Genomic DNA, 18002 nt, shown 5'->3' on the forward strand with positions numbered 1-18002 from the left:
GATCCGCTATGACCGAAACAGTAAGAGAAGTATCAGAAAACGATCAGCTTAGAGCAGATATCTATCAGCTGCTGGCGGCACTGCTAAGGCGCCACCCCAGCCCGGAATTGCTGAGTTTTCTTGGCGACCTCGAAGTCGACGCCAATGACGACAGTGAGATGACCAAGGCCTGGTTGGCGCTTAAGTTGGCGGCCGTCCAGTTCGACAGTAATCAGTTGGAAGATGAGTATTTCAACATCTTCCTCGGTGTGGGCTCAGGGGAAATCCTGCCCTATGGCAGCTGGTTTATGACAGGTTCGCTGATGGACAAGCCCTTGGCTCTGCTGCGTCAGGACCTGATGCAACTGGGCTTCGAGCGCGAAGAAAATGTCAAGGAACCGGAAGATCATGTCGCCGCTCTGTGCGAGGTAATGGGCGTATTGCTGCTGGAGGCGCCGGCTCACCAGCAACTGGCCTTCTACCGCCGCCATATCGGCAGCTGGATCATACGTTTCTTCGATACCCTGTCCCGTTGTCCCTCCGCTGCGTTTTACGCCGTGGTGGCACAACTCGGCCGGGCCTTCTTTGAAACCGAAATCAATGAGTTTGAACAGCTGGTGCTGAGCACGCCTGTGGTGGAAACCCCGGCGGTACAGATCCAGCCCAAAGCCAGCGAGCTGGCCTGAGAATTTGTCCGTGGCAACACGGGCTAAAGCATGCGGGGGAGTTTCCCCCGTCTACCTTCAACACGAGGAGACACTATGAAGAAGCAAGCTTCCGACATGGGTCGTCGTCAACTGCTCAAGGCATTGGCGATCGGCAGTGCGGCAGGCGCGGTTGCGACTGTCAGTGGTCAAGCCTTGGCGGCCAAGCCTGAAGCACCAGAAGTGCCAAAGGGTGAGGGCTACCGTGAGACTGACCATGTGCGCAATTATTACGCCTCACTGCGTAACAAATAACGATAAGGAGAGTATGTGATGCGATTAACCCGCAAAACAGACCAGGCCGCGGTGGCTGCAAAGCCCGCTCTGGGTCTGAATCGTCGTCAGTTCCTTAAGTCTGCCGGTTTGGCTACCGGTGGGATTGCCGCAGCATCTATGCTGGGCGCAGGAATGATGCGTAAAGCCGAAGCCAAAGATATTCCTCACGATGCCCCAACCGAAGTGAAGCGTACTATCTGCTCTCACTGTTCAGTAGGTTGTGGTATTTACGCCGAAGTGCAAAACGGTGTTTGGACCGGGCAGGAACCTGCCGTGGACCATCCATTCAACCGCGGTGGTCACTGTGCCAAGGGCGCGTCACTGCGTGAGCACGGCCATGGTGAGAAACGTCTCAAGTATCCAATGAAACTCGAAGGCGGTAAGTGGAAACGTCTCAGCTGGGAGCAGGCTATCAATGAAGTCGGCGACAAGATGCTGAAGATCCGCGAAGAATCCGGCCCTGACTCTGTGTACTTCATGGGTAGTGCCAAGTTCTCCAACGAACAGTCTTACCTGTACCGCAAACTCGCAGCCATGTGGGGCACCAACAACGTCGACCACTCGGCGCGTATTTGTCACTCTACCACTGTAGCCGGTGTGGCCAACACCTGGGGCTATGGTGCGCAAACCAACTCCTTCAACGATATGCACAATGCCAAGTGCATGCTGTTTATCGGCTCCAACCCCAGTGAAGCTCACCCTGTGGCAATGCAACACATTCTGGTAGGTAAAGAGCGCGGTGCCAAAGTCATAGTGGTTGATCCACGTTTCACCCGTACTGCAGCTAAGTCTGACGAGTACGTGCATATCCGTCCCGGTACCGACATTCCTTTCATCTACGGTCTGCTGTGGCATATCTTCGAAAACGGCTGGGAAGATCAGAGCTTTATCGATCAGCGTGTGTACGGCATGGAACGTATCCGCGAAGAGGTGAAGAAGTACAACCCTGCCGAGGTTGAGCATGTTGCCGGTGTCGGTGAAGCTCAAATGCGTCGCGTCGCCAAGATGATGGCCGAGCACAAGCCCGGCACTATCGTTTGGTGTATGGGTGGTACTCAGCACCACGTGGGTAACGCCAATACCCGTGCTTACTGTATCCTGCAGTTGGCCCTGGGTAACATGGGTGTTTCCGGTGGTGGTACCAACATCTTCCGTGGTCACGACAACGTACAGGGCGCCACTGACTTTGGTCTGCTGTTCGATAACCTACCTGGCTACTATGGTCTGACTTCCGGCGCCTGGGCGCATTGGTGCAATGTGTGGGATCTGGATCCTGCCTGGGTCAACAGCCGTTTCGATCAGGGCGAGTATCTGGGCCAGAAGCCACAGACTTCAGCCGGTATCCCTTGTTCCCGCTGGCACGACGGTGTGCTGGAAGACAAGAACAAGATTGCCCAGAAAGACAATATCCGTCTGGCCTTCTTCTGGGGTCAGTCAGTCAACACCGAAACCCGTGGCCGTGAGGTGCGTGAAGCACTGAACAAGATGGACACTGTGGTAGTCGTTGACCCATTCCCAACCATGGCCGGTGTTATGCACCAGCGTAAAGATGGCGTCTACCTGCTGCCGGCAGCGACTCAGTTCGAAACCTATGGTTCTGTGTCAGCTTCCAACCGTTCACTGCAGTGGCGTTCTCAGGTCATCGACCCTCTGTTCGAGTCGCTGCCTGACCATGTGATCATGTACAAGTTGGCCAAAAAGTGGGGCGTTGAGAAAGAGTTCTGTAAGCACATCAAGGTCAACGGTGAAGAGCCGTTGGTTGAAGATGTCACCCGCGAGTTCAACCGCGGTATGTGGACCATAGGTTACACAGGTCAGAGCCCTGAGCGTCTGAAGATGCACCAAGAAAACTGGGGTACCTTCGACTTCGATACCCTCGAAGCACCCGGCGGCCCGGCCAAGGGCGAAACTTATGGTCTGCCATGGCCATGTTGGGGCACACCTGAGATGAAGCATCCAGGTACTCAAATCCTCTATCGTACCGACCGTGAAGTCCGCAACGGCGGTGGTAACTTCCGTGCCCGTTACGGTGTTGAGCACAATGGCAACAACATACTTGCCGAAGGTTCCTTCTCCAAAGGCAGTGAGATTCAGGACGGTTACCCTGAGTTCACCGACAAGATGCTCAAGCAGCTGGGTTGGTGGGATGACCTGACCGAAGAAGAGAAGAAACACGCCGAAGGCAAAAACTGGAAAACCGATATTTCCGGTGGTATTCAGCGTGTGGCCATAGCTCACGGCTGTATCCCTTATGGTAACGCCAAGGCTCGTTGTATCGTATGGAACTTCCCGGACGACATTCCGTTGCACCGTGAACCTCTATACACGCCTCGTCGTGACCTGGTCGCCAAGTACCCCACCTACGAAGACCGTATGGTGGCGCGTCTGCCGACCCTGTACAAGTCAATTCAGGACAAGGACTTCTCCAAAGACTTCCCGCTGGCACTGACCTCTGGTCGTCTGGTGGAATATGAAGGCGGTGGTGAAGAAACCCGTTCCAACCCTTGGTTGGCCGAGTTGCAGCAGGAGATGTTTATCGAGATCAGCCCAGGAGATGCTGCCGACCGCGGTCTACGCGATGGCGACGATGTTTGGGTACACAGCCCAGAAGGCGCCAAGATCAAGGTCAAGGCCATGGTAACGCCACGGGTGATCAACGGTGAATGTTTCATGCCGTACCACTTCGCCGGTATCTTCGAAGGCGAGAGCCTGGTGAAGAATTATCCGGAAGGTACAGTTCCTTACGTTCAGGGTGAATCGGCCAACACGGTTCTGACTTATGGCTATGATGTGGTGACACAGATGCAGGAAACCAAATCCAGCCTGTGCCAGATCACCAAAGCCTAACCGTACTTGATGAGGAGATAAGCCATTATGGCAGTCATGAAATTCTTATGTGACACCAAGCGCTGCATCGAGTGTAACGGTTGCGTCACAGCCTGTAAAAACGAAAACGACTCCGCGCTCGAGTGGGGTATCCAGCGTCGCCGCGTGGTAACCATCAATGATGGCCAGCCCGGTGAAGCGTCCATTTCAGTTGCCTGTATGCATTGTACCGACGCGCCTTGTATGGCCGTGTGTCCTGCAGACTGCTTCTACCGCACTGACGATGGCATAGTGCTGCACAACAAAGATACCTGTATCGGTTGTGGTTACTGCTTCTATGCCTGTCCTTTCGGGGCGCCTCAGTTCCCGAAAAAGACCGCCTTCGGCAGTCGCGGCAAGATGGATAAATGTACATTCTGTGCCGGTGGTCCAGAGGAAAACTTCTCTGAAGCCGAGCGCAAGAAGTACGGTGCCAACCGTATCGCCGAAGGTAAGCTGCCTATGTGTGCCGAGCTTTGCTCCACCAAGGCGCTGCTGGCCGGTGACGCGGAAGTGGTATCCAACATCTATCGTGAGCGGATGGCCGCCCGGGGTAACCCTGATGTAATTTGGGGCTACAATCCCAAGACCGGTGAGATCAACTGAGACAGAGCGAGGGTGGGCTAAGGCCCACCCTGACGAGGAGTGACTATGTTAATCAAATCACTGCGCAGTCTGTTCGCTCTGCTGGTATTGGTTGCCGGGCTGGGGTTTGCTTCCACAGCCATGGCCGCCGATGAACAGTCGAGCCAGCAACAGGCGCAAACCAGTGAGGCCGATCTTTGGCGCGCGGTAAAATCCGGTGAATCCGGCTATACCACAGCTAAAGGCGTTGAAACCGGCGTGCTGATCAACGTGGCCGGCAATCAGGGCAAGGAGCTGCGCAATCAGTACCTGACACCCGTTATGGCAATAGCCGTAGTCGGCGTGTTTGGGGCGTTCGTGCTCTTTTACCTGGTGAATGGCCCATCCAAGCTGCATCACGGCTTTTCCGGTAAGTTGGTGTTCCGCTGGAGTAAGGCAGACCTGATTATCCACTGGGTAGTGGCGATCAGCTGTCTTATCCTGATCTTCACCGGGCTCAACATCATGTTGGGCAAGCATGTGCTGCAACCCTATGTCAGTGGCGATATTTGGGCAGCACTGATCTATGGCTCCAAGACGATCCACGACTGGGTCGGGCCACTGTTTATCGTCTCCTGGGCGGTACTGGTGGTGAAATGGATGCCGGATCAGCTGTTCAAGAGCTATGACCTCAAGTGGTTCATGCTGGTGGGAGGCTACATCAACTTCGGCCCCTTCAAGGGTAAGCACCCGGATTCGGGTTTTGCCAACGCCGGTGAGAAGATGTGGTTCTGGACCCTGGCCATTTTCGGTCTTTTTATCAGCATTTCCGGCATCATGATGGTGTTGCCCAACCTGGATTTGCCCCGCGAAGCCTCGATGGCGGCGCTGTTGGTGCATGGTATCAGTGCAATTCTGATCATCGCCTTCACCATAGTGCATATCTGGATGGCGACCGTACTGTCCGAGGGCGGTATGGAGTGTATGAAGTCCGGTTACTGTGATGAAAACTGGGCGATGCAGCACCACAATGTCTGGTACGACGAAATCAAGGCCAACGGTACGCTCAAATATCGAGAGAATTGAGCCCCTGAGCTGATTTAAGACTGCAAACACCCCGGCCTGCCGGGGTGTTTTTTTATGATCTGTTTTTTAACATTATTTACTTCAGAATCCACACTCTCCTGATACTTTCGCTATTTTCCTTTTATTGAAAGTTTGAAGCAGTTAACGCTTTGAACAGCCGCTCCCATGGGGCTTACATTCAAACTGTCCCAGATCAAAACCCATACTCTTGCAAAGCCTTATATTGCCCATGCTTAAAGAAGGACTCCATTCATATATAACGGATTTTTTACCTTTTTTGTACATAAGCGCAGCTTGAGTTGTTAATAGGCTGGAGTGCACAAAAAAGAGTCGAGTCACCCGCAGTGCGGGGGAAAATTATCAGGAGCGAAGATGAAAGACCAGAAGCCAGATCTGAACCGCAGATCCCTGCTGAAGGCTATCACCATAGGCAGTGCCGCGGGTGCCGCGATTGCTGCAACAGGGGTGAGCGCCGCTCAGGCCAATGAGCCTGTTGAAGCGAAGTCCGCGACAAAGGGCTATCACGAAACAGCGCATATCCGCAGCTATTACAACAGCCTGCGTAGCTAATCCAGGAGATCTCAAGCGATGAAGTTAACTCGCACATCCAATGTCGCCCCTAAGGCCGACAAACCCAAACTGGGGATCAGCCGTCGTCAGTTTATGAAAAATGCCGGTATTACTGCCGGCGGTATTGCTGCCGCCTCTATGCTGGGTACCGGCATGATACGTCGTGCCGAAGCCAAAGATGTACCTCATGATGCGCCTATCGAAGTCAAACGCACTATTTGTAGTGCCTGTGCCGTAGGTTGTGGTTTGTATGCCGAAGTACAAAACGGTGTTTGGACTGGTCAGGAGCCTGCCTTCGATCACCCGTTCAACGCCGGTGGTCACTGTGCCAAAGGTGCTGCACTGCGCGAGCACGGCCATGGTGAGAAGCGTCTCAAGTATCCAATGAAGCTTGAAGGCGGTAAGTGGAAGCGTATCAGCTGGGATCAGGCCATCAACGAAGTTGGTGACAAGATGCTGAAGATCCGCCAGGAATCGGGTCCGGATTCTGTTTACTTTATGGGTAGTGCAAAGTTCTCCAACGAAGGCTGCTACATGTATCGTAAGCTGGCCGCCATGTGGGGTACCAACAACGTCGACCACTCTGCCCGTATTTGTCACTCTACCACTGTAGCCGGTGTGGCCAACACCTGGGGCTATGGTGCGCAAACCAACTCTTTCAACGACATTCAGAATGCCCGCGCCATCTTCTTCATTGGTGCCAACCCTGCAGAAGCACACCCTGTTTCCATGCAGCACATTCTGATCGCCAAAGAGAAGAACAATGCCAAGCTGATCGTGGTTGATCCACGCTTCTCCCGCACCGCGGCTCATGCCGATCTGCATTGCTCTATCCGTCCGGGTACCGACATTCCATTTATCTACGGTATGTTGTGGCATATCTTCGAAAACGGCTGGGAAGACAAGACCTTCATCAAAGAACGTGTGTTCGAGATGGAAACCATCCGTGCAGAAGCCAAGAAGTTCCCACCTAAAGAAGTGGCCAACATCACTGGCTGTAGCGAAGAATACCTGTACCAGGCCGCCAAGATGATGGCCGATAACCGTCCAGGCACTGTAGTTTGGTGTATGGGTGGTACCCAGCACCACGTAGGTAATGCCAACACCCGTGCTTACTGTATCCTGCAGCTGGCTCTGGGTAACATGGGTGTTTCCGGTGGTGGTACCAACATTTTCCGTGGTCACGATAACGTACAGGGCGCTACCGACCTGGGTCTGCTGTTCGATAACCTGCCAGGTTACTACGGCCTGACCACTGCGGCATGGCAACACTGGACCCACGTATGGGATCTGGATATGGAGTGGATGAAGAGCCGCTTCGACCAGGGTACTTACCTGGGCCGCGAACCTATGACGACTCCGGGTATTCCTTGTTCCCGTTGGCACGACGGTGTGTTGGAAGACAAGCAGAAGCTGGCACAGAAAGACAACGTGCGTTTGGCCTTCTTCTGGGGTCAGTCTGTCAACACTGAAACCCGTCAGCGCGACGTGCGTGATGCACTGGACAAGATGGATACAGTCGTTGTTGTTGACCCATTCCCAACTATGGCCGGTGTTATGCACCGTCGTAAAGATGGCGTCTACCTGCTGCCTGCCGCGACTCAGTTTGAAACCCGTGGTTCCATCTCCAACTCAGGCCGTTCTATCCAATGGCGTGAGCAGGTTATTGAGCCGTTGTTTGAGTCCAAGACAGATATTGAAATCATGTATCGTCTGGCACAGAAACTGGGCTTCGCCGAGCAGTACACCAAGCGTATCAAGAAAGAAAATGGTCTGCCTCTGATTGAAGACATCACCCGCGAAATCAACCGCGGTATGTGGACTATCGGTATGTCCGGCCAGAGCCCTGAGCGTATTAAGGCTCACACCATGAACTGGGGCACTTTCTCCAACAAAACTTTGGAAGCCGAAGGTGGCCCATGCAAGGGCGAAACCTATGGTCTGCCTTGGCCATGTTGGGGTACACCTGAGATGAAGCACCCAGGTACCCAGATCCTCTATAACACAAGCAAGCACGTCAAAGACGGTGGCGGTAACTTCCGTGCCCGTTACGGTGTGGAATATCAAGGCAAGAACCTGCTGGCCGAAGGCTCCTTCTCCAAAGGTGCTGAAATCCAGGACGGTTATCCTGAGTTCTCCGACAAGCTGCTCAAGCAATTGGGCTGGTGGGACGAGCTGACTGCTGAAGAGAAAGCCGAAGCCGAAGGCAAGAACTGGAAGACCGACCTTTCCGGCGGTATTGTCCGGGTTGCCGTCAAGCACGGTTGTATCCCATTCGGTAACGCCAAGGCCCGTTGTATCGTGTGGACCTTCCCTGATCAGGTGCCAGTACACCGCGAGCCGCTGTACACAGCCCGTCGCGATCTGGTAGCCAAGTATCCAACCTACGATGATATGCAAGTACATCGTCTACCGACTCTGTACAAGTCTATCCAGGAGAAAGATGTCAGTGGCAAGTACCCACTGGTACTGACTTCCGGTCGTCTGGTGGAATACGAGGGTGGTGGTGAAGAATCACGTGCCAACCCATGGCTGGCAGAGCTGCAGCAGGAGATGTTCGTTGAGATCAACCCTGGTGACGCTGCCGACCGCGGTATCCGTGACGGTGAGAAGGTATGGCTGGAAGGCGCCGAAGGCGGCCGCATTCTGGTTCAAGCCATGGTGACCCCAAGGGTTAAACCTGGTGTGACCTGGATGCCTTACCACTTTGCCGGGATCATGCACGGCGAGAGCCTGGAGCCCAACTATCCGGAAGGCACAGTGCCTTACGTATTGGGCGAATCCTGTAACACTGCGCTGACCTATGGTTATGACCCAGTGACTCAGATGCAGGAAACCAAGGCGTCGCTTTGTCAGATCGTCAAAGCATAAGTGCAGCTTAAGCGAGGAGAATTGCCACTATGGCTACAATGAAATTTCTGTGTGATACCAAGCGCTGCATTGAATGTAATGGCTGTGTCACCGCTTGTAAAAACGAAAACGACTCCGCTCTCGAGTGGGGTATCCAACGTCGCCGCGTGGTGACCATCAAGGATGGTCAGCCCGGCGAGGCCTCTATCTCTGTGGCTTGTATGCATTGCAGCGACGCGCCTTGTATGGCCGTATGTCCTGCCAACTGCTTCTACCGCACCGAAGACGGCATAGTGCTGCACAACAAAGATACTTGTATCGGTTGTGGTTACTGTCTCTATGCTTGTCCATTCGGCGCACCTCAGTTCCCGAAATCAGGTGCCTTCGGCTCCCGCGGCAAGATGGACAAATGTACCTTCTGTGCCGGTGGTCCAGAAGAAAACCATTCGGACGCCGAGCGTCAGAAATACGGTGCCAACCGTATTGCGGAAGGCAAGTTGCCTATGTGCGCCGAGCTCTGTGCAACCAAGGCCCTGCTGGCCGGTGATGCGGAAGTGGTTTCCGGCATCTACCGTGAGCGTGTGGCTTATCGCGGTGCCGAAAACGGCGCCTGGAAGTAACAGACGGCACGAATATCCGGCCCGGCTTAGCTGGGCCGGTGAGAGAGGTTAATATGAACAAATGGTTCAAACACATAGGCTTGGCTATTGCGCTCATGTTCAGCGCCATATGCTTCGCCAATGGTGCTGATGCACCAGTGGAACCACAAGCGAGCGATGCCCAGATCTGGGCTCAGCTCAAGGATGGGGCAACGGGTTATACGACATCCGACAGTCAGTTCCACAACCAGCCGATCAACACCTATGATCTGCGGGTACTGGAACTGCGCAGCGACTGGCTGGCTCCCGGGTTGATGCTGGCCCTGTTCGGTATGATCATCATCTTTGCCCTGTTTATCATGGTTAACGGTATTTCCAAACTGCACCATGGTTTCTCCGGCAAGATGGTACATCGCTGGTCCAAGTTTGATGTGAGCATTCACTGGCTGGGGGCGATTCCCTGCTTACTGCTGATCCTCACCGGCTTGGTGCTGCTGGCAGGGCGTTTCTTCTTCCAGCCGTATCTGGGTGAAGGCTTCTGGGCTTCTCTGGTGAATGGCGCCAAGCAAGTGCACGACGTGATGGCGATTCCCTTCATGTTCGGTTGGGCGCTGATGACGCTGTTGTGGGCCAAGAACCAGTTGCCCAAGATGTATGACGTCAAGTGGTTCATGGTAGTGGGTGGTTACATCAACTTCGGGCCTTTCAAGGGCAAACACCCTGATGCCGGCTTTGCCAACGCCGGTGAGAAGATGTGGTTCTGGGCCTTTGCTTTCTTTGGGCTGATCATCTCTGCTTCAGGCATGCTGCTGTTGTTCCCCAACCTGTTTGAACCCAGCCGTACCCTGAGCCTGATAGCTCTGATATTGCACTCAATCAGTGCCATCATCATCTGTGCCTTCTCCATAGTGCATATCTTCATGGCGACTGTTATGTCTGAGGGTGGTATGGAGTGTATGATTTCCGGTTACTGTGATGAAAACTGGGCAACTCAACACCACAACCTGTGGTATGACGAGATCAAGGCCAACGGTACTCTGAAATACAGAGACTAAGGTCAGCACTCACTCTACTGAAAAGCCGTGTCAACAGACACGGCTTTTTTATCAAAAATGAAAAATATCAAGGTGATTTTTTTATATTCTGTACTTATGCCAGCTAAAGAGAAATATAAAGTTACTTTGTTGGCTTAAATCTTTAATTAACTGTTTTTTAAGATTAATTTATTTTAATCCAGCGCTTATTTTCCCAGCGGCAAACAGCGAAAAGTAACATAATTACACAACAATACAAAAAAGTGATTAACCGATATCCCCTTCAGACGCAAAAAATACACCCAAAACAAAACAAAAAGCTTTAAAGATAATTGCTTGAAAGCAATTTCGCTGTTTGTGGAAAATTGATTATTTAATCACCCACATGTAAAATACTTCTACAAACGTAACAAACTTACACAAACTCCCTTCACTCAATCAGATACCATCATGATCAATAATACTCGAACCAGCATGCTATCCATGCTGCCGTCTTTGCTGTCCAGTGTGCTACTGATAGTGATCGGCATCTTTGCTTATCGTGCATTTTTTCAACTCAATGACGTCAGTGAACGTCTGGTGAACAACAACAATCTGACCGAAACTTTCGCCGGGATCCGCGAAGAGTTCTATCAACTGCGACTGGCTTCCCTGGTGCACAACACTCAAGGGGTACGCATGCATCAGGATAAGGTGCATGACCTGATAGCCCGACTGAGCCAATTTGACACTGCCTTTATGAACGATGCCGGCGCGCGAATTGCCATCCTCAAACCAGGGATCGACAGATACACCCGCCTCTACTTCGATGAGTTGGCATTGGCCGAGCGAACCGACACAGAGCCGGTCCTGACGCCGATAAGGCGAGATCTGGGCCCTGAAGTAAGTGCCGAGATCAATCAACTGGTGGCGCAGATAACCAAGCGTAACCAGGAATTAGGTGAAATGACGGTTTCCGAGGTAGATAATGCCGAAGCCATTTTGCTCGGACTTATCCTGTTTGCCATAGTGACCTCCCTGCTGATGGCACTCTTAATGAGCCGCCATCTGGTGGCTATTGTCAGCCGGATCCAGCAATCTGTCGCCAGACTGGCGGTAGGGGATCTGACCCATAAGATAGGGATCCAGGGCAAGAATGAACTCTGCACTCTGGCGGCCGATCTGGATCAGCTCAGTGACAGATTACAAGCCATGATCCGCGAAATTGCCCAAGCTTCTGAACATATGGCGCAACAGGTCGGTGAGCTCAATGTGCAGTCTGAGTCCAACTCGGCCGCGTTGCAGGCCCACGCCTTGGAAACTGACCAGGTCGTCACTGCAGTTGAAGAAATGAGCGCTACCGCCCAAGGGGTTGCCAACGATGCTGCTTCAGCAGCGCAGTTGACCGATAAGGCCAGAGCTCAAGGAGATGAATCTCGTCAGGCGGTCGAACAGGCTTCCAACAATGTGATGGCGCTGGTCAGCGAGGTCGACTGTGCCTCCCAGACCATAGCCGAGATGGATGAGAGCACCCGCAGAATAGCCGGCGTACTGGACGTAATAGGTGAGATTGCCGAGCAAACCAACCTGTTGGCACTGAATGCGGCCATTGAAGCGGCCCGTGCTGGTGAACAAGGGCGCGGCTTTGCCGTAGTGGCCGATGAAGTCAGGGCATTGGCAGCACGCACCCAGGCCAGTACTTCAGAGATCAACAATATGTTGGAGCAGCTGCGTCAAGGCGCCGATTCTGCAGTCAATGCCATGAATCGTACCCGCCAAAGCTGTCAGGCAACGGCCGATACCACGACACTGGTGGCCGAAAGTCTGCAGGGGCTGACCGAGCATGTGTTTGATATCAATGGCCTCAGCACTCAGATAGCTACGGCCGCCGAAGAGCAGAGTTCTGTTTCTGAAGAGATTACCCGCAACCTCAGCGTTATTCGCGAAATGGTTGAGGAGCTGAATCAGAGCGGTAAAGCGACACTCGGCAGCACAGCGGCGCTGGCAGCCGCCAAAGATCAGCTCACCAGCGTGGTCAGACAGTTTAAGCTCAACTGAATATAAGGGGTCTAAGGACCCCTTTTTGTTGCCTGATGTAAAGACACCCCTCGAAAGGTTGATTTTTCATACGTTAATGCTAAAACATGATCTGCTTAACAAAACATCACTTCCGATACTGATAGGTATTGTTATCTTCTAGCCAGTTCACGTTTTGACTACTCCACAGGAGGTAGTCTACAAACAGCTGGCAGTACCTTGGAAATAATCTAACTGATTGTGGTATCTAAGGATTAGCAAAACTAACAGGAAGCCTTATGTCGTCAATTATCCAAACTCTCGATCGCAAACTGGTCACCCCATACCAAGCCAATATCACAGTACCCAACTGGATGCTGGGGGCTATGGAGCGGGTGATGCAGTACTATGTTGATAAGAACCTGAGGCTGGACACTATTTCTGCGGATGTGATGCCGGCACCGGTAGAGGGCAAGAAATACATGCTCTATGCCCATATCCCTTTCTGTCACACGCTTTGCTCTTACTGTACCTTCCATCGTTTCCTGTTCAAGGAAGACAAGGCCCGCGCTTATTTTGTGGCGCTACGTAAAGAGATGGATATGGTCAAGCAGTTGGGCTATGACTTCGAGTCCATGTACATAGGCGGCGGCACTACGACTGTGCTGGAAGATGAACTGGCGCGCACTATCGAGTATGCCAAGACCCTGTTCCCTTCCATCAAGGAAGTCTCCTGTGAATCGGACCCTCAGCACCTGGACAGCCCTGGTTTTAAACAACTCAAGGGCTTGGTTGACCGCATGTCCATCGGGGTGCAGAGCTTTAATGATGACATCCTCAAGATGACAGACAGGTTGGAAAAGTTCGGTACCGGCCAGCAGACATTCGACAAGATCATGGCCGCCAAAGAGCTGTTTCCTATTATCAATGTCGATCTGATCTTCGGTTTCCGCGGTCAGACAGACGAAGTGATCCAGCATGACTTGGATATGGCTTCCAGACTGGATCCACGCCAGATCACCACTTATCCCCTGATGATCACCCACCAGACCCGCAAGAGCGTCAAAGGGAAACTGGCTGCGCCGCAGGCCGATATGGCCAACCAGTACCGGATGATCCTCAATACCCTCAATGGCCAGTACAACCAGTTGTCGGCCTGGGCCTTTGGTAAGGCCAACGATGAGGGCTTTGACGAGTACGTTATCGACTACGACGAATATCTGGGTGTGGGTTCAGGCTCATTCAGTTTCCTCAACGATACCCTGCATGTGAATACTTTCTCGCTGCGCAAGTATCAGGAGCGGATCGCCAGCGGCAAAATGGGTGTTGAGCAGCAAAAGCAGTACAGCAAGAAAGATGTGATGCAGTATCGTTTCCTGCTGGGGATGTTCTCTGGCCGTCTATCACGCAAGTATTTCCGCGATACCTTTGGCGTTAATCTGGACACGGCGCTGTTCAAAGAGATGAGCTCAATGAAGCTGATTGGCGCCATCAAGAATGACCCTAAAAATCCGGATGAGCTGATCATTACCGATAACGGCAAGATGATGGGTCTGCTGATGATGAAAGAGTTTTACTCCGGTATGGATAATGTCCGGGCGCAGCTGCGTAAACCGCTGAAGCCTTGTGATATGTAAGCTTTGACTCAATCAATGATAAAAAATCCGCCACAGAGCGTAATGCCGATCAGTTAAGACAGATCGCTTGACGATCTCACTGAAAGGATCAAAATCCGATGACCCCATGTCATCGGATTTTTTTATGCAACTTTCAGAAGCTTTGGCGCGTACTCATATCAATCGTCTTACCGAATTCACCTGTCTGGCCGATGTGCTTGAGCCTGAGTTAATTCAGTCGTGCCTTGATTCACATGGTGTTGCCAGTTTAAGGCGACGTAAGTTACCTATGGATGCCATGATTTGGGCGGTGATTGGTATGGCTCTGTTCAGAGGCGAGTCCGTCCGTTCACTCATCAATAAGCTTGATATCGTCTTACCTCAAGAGGTGGATTACGTTGCTCGCAGTGCTGTCACGCAAGCGCGCAAACGGCTGGGCTCTGATGTTGTTCGGGATGTGTTTAAGCGAAGTGCCAAGACCTGGCATGAAAGAGCAGAGCATCCTCATTGGTGTGGGCTTAACCTCTATGGGGTCGATGGTGTCGTGTGGCGAACACCTGATAGCGAGCAAAACAATCAGGCCTTTGCCAAAACTGCCAACGCTTCTGGTGATGCAGCCTATCCGCAAATTCGCATGGTTTGCATGATGGAGCTAAGCAGCCACTTGGTATTGAACAGTGCCTTTGATTCTGTTGCTGTCAGTGAAATGAATTTAGCCGCCGAATTGATATCAAGCATCCCCAATAACAGCCTGACGCTGTTTGACAGAGGCTTTTATTCGTTGGGACTTTTGCACGCCTGGCAACAGGCTCAACCTAACAGTCACTGGCTGCTGCCGTTGAAGAAAGGGACACAATATGAAGTGGTACGCTCTTTAGGAAAACACGACCAACTGGTGCGGTTAACCACCACGCCTCAAGCCAGAAAGAAGTGGCCTATGCTGCCTGACAATATTGAAGCTCGCTTACTGACGAAGACGATAAAAGGTAAGTCGGTTTCCATTTTGACGTCATTAACGGACCCATTGCGTTATCCGGGGGCAGAGATAGCGGATTTATATGCCCATCGATGGGAGATAGAAGTGGGCTATCGGGAGATGAAGCAGCATCTTCTGGAGAGTCGCTTTACGTTACGCAGTCAATTGCCAGAGCTGGTTATCCAAGAATTGTGGGGAGTACTGTTGGCCTATAACCTCATCAGATACAAGATGGTGTTGATGGCTAAAAGCTTACCGTCGTTACATCCGAACCAATTAAGCTTTAGAGATGCATCGAGTTATATCATTTTTAAACTGACTCAGCTGTCATCTCAAACGCCTGGGAATGTCCCGAGAGATGTCTTGGACATAGTGCGTAATGCGAGGCAGTTCAAGCTTGATGGGAAACGGGATAGAGCCTATCCACGTGCGTTAAAAATGAGTAAAAACAAGTATCCCATTAAGCCTAAGAAAAATGCCGTTCACACTAAGTGAACGGCATTACCACAGAGCGGATTTTTTATTGCGCCATTACGCTTCTGCCGACGGCTAGCCGCCTTGACTGCGATTGCCGGGATAACGGGGGCAGTCGTCAGTAATCTGCAGCCAGGCGGGTTTGTCGGCGCAGTAGATATGATATCTGGGTGCCACCCTGTCTGGGTCATCCAAAGAAGCAATACTCAAGCTGATAAATTCGGGATGGTCGAGACTGCGATAACTCAGGCTGGTGCCACAATTCGGACAAAAGCCGCGGCAGATCTTGGCCGAAGAGGCATATTCCCGCACGGCTTCCCCCTGCCAAGTGAGTTGCTCCAGCCTGAAGTCCATCCAACTGCCCACCACAGCCCCTGTGCTCTTACGGCATTGACTGCAGTAACAGTGGTCGGCATCGAACGGTTCACCCTCGAGCCGATAACGTATGGCGCCGCACAGGCAGCCTCCCTGTAACTCATTCTGCTGCTTCATCGCTCGACTCCTGGATAGCTTATTGTCAGGGCCTATCTGGCGCGATAGACGGGATAAGCCTGGTAAGCCTTGTCATAGTAAGGGCTGCGCTCGTAGAACCAACGCAGTCTGGCCTTGGCATCGGCGGCAAAAGCCGGGTCTTTGAGCGCCTGGTCAAATTCAGCCTGGAGCGCTTTGGAGTTGGCCAGCATCTGTTGTGCCAAAGGTTCAACCGCGTAGTCCTCAATATATTCGGTGCGGGTGAATATGGTGTTGAACAGACCCCACTGCAGCAGTGAGTCGGGCGATTGCGGCTCCAGCAGTATCATCGCCAGATCGCCAAGCGGCTGCTCAGTGCTTATTTTGACGGTACCGACGGGTAAGGTGAGTTCAACCTTTTCCAGTTTGGCTTTGGCACTGACTCTTTGGCGGCCTTCATAGTCACTGGCGGCGAACTGGGGTTCGCTGAGGCGATACTGTTGCAGCTTCAGTGTTTGAGGTTGTTCCAGGCGGCTCATACGAATGCCGTGCAGCGATAGCTTGGCAATCGCCTCTTGCCACTGAGGCGGAATATAGTAAGCGGCCGGGCGACTGACCCTAATATCTGCCTCTGTGTTGCCTATTACCGGCAGGTTGGGATAAAGCTTAGGCTCACCAGTCCAGCGCACCACTTGTTTGCCCGAAACAGAGCTCTGTTCCAGTTGATAGTCTATGCCTTTGAAATCCCAGCCCTGCGGCTGCTTTTGTGACTTCCAGGTCAGGGTCACCAGTCGTGGATAGCGGTACTTATCTTTCTCTATCGCCGCGCGCAACTTGGTCGCTTTGGCGCCCACCGTCTTGAGGGTTTGCTCCAGCATCACATAAGTGCCCAGTACCCGTTGCCGGAACGGTTTGAGGCTGTGATTTTCAATCAATATTGTCGGCAGGTGTCTGGCATCGCCATAGCCGTTGGAGTAGCGGGCCGAAGCATTCCACAGTGACATGCCCTTGCTCAAATCGGTATTGTCCAAGGCGAAGACCAAGGGCCCCGGGATATGACCTGCCTGGGTCAGAGCCTGTTCTATCGCCGGGCGATATTCCTGTTGTAGCCAGTTGTAGCCGGCGGGACTCAGCCCCTGAGACAGGTTGTAACCAAAGGTCACATCATATTGGTAGTCGATACCGTCGGTGACATGCACATCGATATACAGCTGCGGCTGCCAGTCGTTGATGGCGGTCAGCATGTGTTGCATCTCTATGCTATCGGCCTTGGCGTAGTCACGATTGAGGTTGATGTTTTGGCTGGTGGTTCGCCAGCCCATGTTCAGCGGGCCGCGTTGGTTAACCCGGTTGCTTTGGCTGGAGCGCTCGTGCGCATCGACACTGAAAATCGGCACAAACAGCAGGTTGACCTGTTCCAACAGCTCGGCCTTGTCGCCGACTATGATATCCCGCAATAACATCATGCCGGCATCTTTGCCATCAATTTCACCCGAGTGGATCCCGGCTTGCACCAGAACATTGGGCTTGTGGTTGCGTCTCAGCTGTGCCGGGGTGGCGGCACCTTCGGCGCTGGCCACTATCATCCAGATATCCCGGCCTTGGGGGCTCTTGCCCAGGCTCACCTTGTTAAGCTTGTTGCTCTGGGTCATCAGCCTATCCAGCCAGGCAAAGGTTTGCTGATAACTTGGGCTTTCAATACCGCCGGATTGCTCAAACGGCGTGGCCCAGCTGTCGTCGGCTGGGCGCATTAAGGCCTCGCTGGCACCACTCCAGGGTTTGAGCGGCGGCAAAATGGCATCATTGATGTAGGTGTTGGCTTGGGTGGCTGGTTCGGCAAGTGCGGCGCCGGGTAACGTCGCGACAGCGAGCCAGAGCAGGGACAGCATGCGCATGAAAGGCTCCGGGTACAGGATAATTGTTATTGTTGAAGCGCTCTATCTTTCACCAATTTACTCAGCCCT

Annotated in this window: 14 protein-coding genes; 12 read left to right on the forward strand and 2 right to left on the reverse strand. The window is 52.7% G+C overall.

The window, feature by feature from the left end; translation table 11 throughout:
• Positions 1-8 precede the first annotated feature (8 nt).
• The 12 genes from WKR14_RS20270 to WKR14_RS20325 all read left to right on the forward strand — a co-directional run bounded on the left by WKR14_RS20270 (position 9) and on the right by WKR14_RS20325 (position 15609).
• Positions 9-665 carry a TorD/DmsD family molecular chaperone gene (locus WKR14_RS20270; protein ID WP_146508592.1) on the forward strand — a complete coding sequence of 219 codons (657 nt, stop codon included), beginning with the start codon at positions 9-11 and terminating at the stop codon, positions 663-665.
• A gap of 75 nt (positions 666-740) precedes the next feature.
• Positions 741-938 carry a twin-arginine translocation signal domain-containing protein gene (locus WKR14_RS20275; protein WP_025010612.1) on the forward strand — a complete coding sequence of 66 codons (198 nt, stop codon included), beginning with the start codon at positions 741-743 and terminating at the stop codon, positions 936-938.
• Positions 939-956: 18 nt separating this feature from the next.
• A complete protein-coding gene (locus WKR14_RS20280) occupies positions 957-3806 on the forward strand; it encodes a molybdopterin-dependent oxidoreductase (protein ID WP_101054261.1) in 2850 nt (949 codons plus the stop codon).
• Between the two features lie 27 nt (positions 3807-3833).
• Positions 3834-4430: a formate dehydrogenase FDH3 subunit beta gene (gene fdh3B, locus WKR14_RS20285; protein ID WP_039035146.1), complete on the forward strand. Its 597-nt coding sequence runs from the start codon at positions 3834-3836 to the stop codon at positions 4428-4430.
• A gap of 45 nt (positions 4431-4475) precedes the next feature.
• Positions 4476-5474, forward strand: coding sequence for a formate dehydrogenase subunit gamma (locus WKR14_RS20290; RefSeq protein ID WP_039035147.1), 999 nt, complete (start codon positions 4476-4478; stop codon positions 5472-5474).
• A 372-nt stretch (positions 5475-5846) separates the two neighbouring features.
• Positions 5847-6044, forward strand: coding sequence for a twin-arginine translocation signal domain-containing protein (locus tag WKR14_RS20295; protein WP_101054258.1), 198 nt, complete (start codon positions 5847-5849; stop codon positions 6042-6044).
• Between the two features lie 18 nt (positions 6045-6062).
• On the forward strand, positions 6063-8915 hold the full coding sequence (locus tag WKR14_RS20300) for a molybdopterin-dependent oxidoreductase (protein WP_101054255.1): 2853 nt from the start codon (positions 6063-6065) through the stop codon (positions 8913-8915).
• Positions 8916-8944: 29 nt separating this feature from the next.
• Positions 8945-9514: a formate dehydrogenase FDH3 subunit beta gene (gene fdh3B / locus WKR14_RS20305; RefSeq protein WP_025010615.1), complete on the forward strand. Its 570-nt coding sequence runs from the start codon at positions 8945-8947 to the stop codon at positions 9512-9514.
• A gap of 53 nt (positions 9515-9567) precedes the next feature.
• Positions 9568-10548, forward strand: a complete 981-nt coding sequence (locus tag WKR14_RS20310) for a formate dehydrogenase subunit gamma (RefSeq protein ID WP_101054252.1) — start codon at positions 9568-9570, stop codon at positions 10546-10548.
• A 429-nt stretch (positions 10549-10977) separates the two neighbouring features.
• Positions 10978-12564 carry a methyl-accepting chemotaxis protein gene (locus tag WKR14_RS20315; protein WP_165565893.1) on the forward strand — a complete coding sequence of 529 codons (1587 nt, stop codon included), beginning with the start codon at positions 10978-10980 and terminating at the stop codon, positions 12562-12564.
• 257 nt (positions 12565-12821) lie between these two features.
• Complete coding sequence (locus WKR14_RS20320; RefSeq protein ID WP_339087119.1) at positions 12822-14159, forward strand: coproporphyrinogen III oxidase family protein; 1338 nt, start codon at positions 12822-12824, stop codon at positions 14157-14159.
• A 124-nt stretch (positions 14160-14283) separates the two neighbouring features.
• A complete protein-coding gene (locus tag WKR14_RS20325; protein WP_117200635.1) occupies positions 14284-15609 on the forward strand; it encodes an IS4 family transposase in 1326 nt (441 codons plus the stop codon).
• A 54-nt stretch (positions 15610-15663) separates the two neighbouring features.
• Here the strand turns inward: WKR14_RS20325 and WKR14_RS20330 are convergent, their stop codons facing one another.
• Positions 15664-16080, reverse strand: coding sequence for a GFA family protein (locus WKR14_RS20330; RefSeq protein ID WP_101054244.1), 417 nt, complete (start codon positions 16078-16080; stop codon positions 15664-15666).
• A gap of 32 nt (positions 16081-16112) precedes the next feature.
• Positions 16113-17933 (reverse strand): M14 family metallopeptidase, encoded by a 1821-nt coding sequence (locus WKR14_RS20335; RefSeq protein WP_101054241.1) that lies wholly within the window; start codon positions 17931-17933, stop codon positions 16113-16115.
• Positions 17934-18002: the final 69 nt, after the last annotated feature.

The organism is Shewanella chilikensis (genome assembly GCF_037953065.1).
GTDB lineage: Bacteria > Pseudomonadota > Gammaproteobacteria > Enterobacterales > Shewanellaceae > Shewanella > Shewanella chilikensis.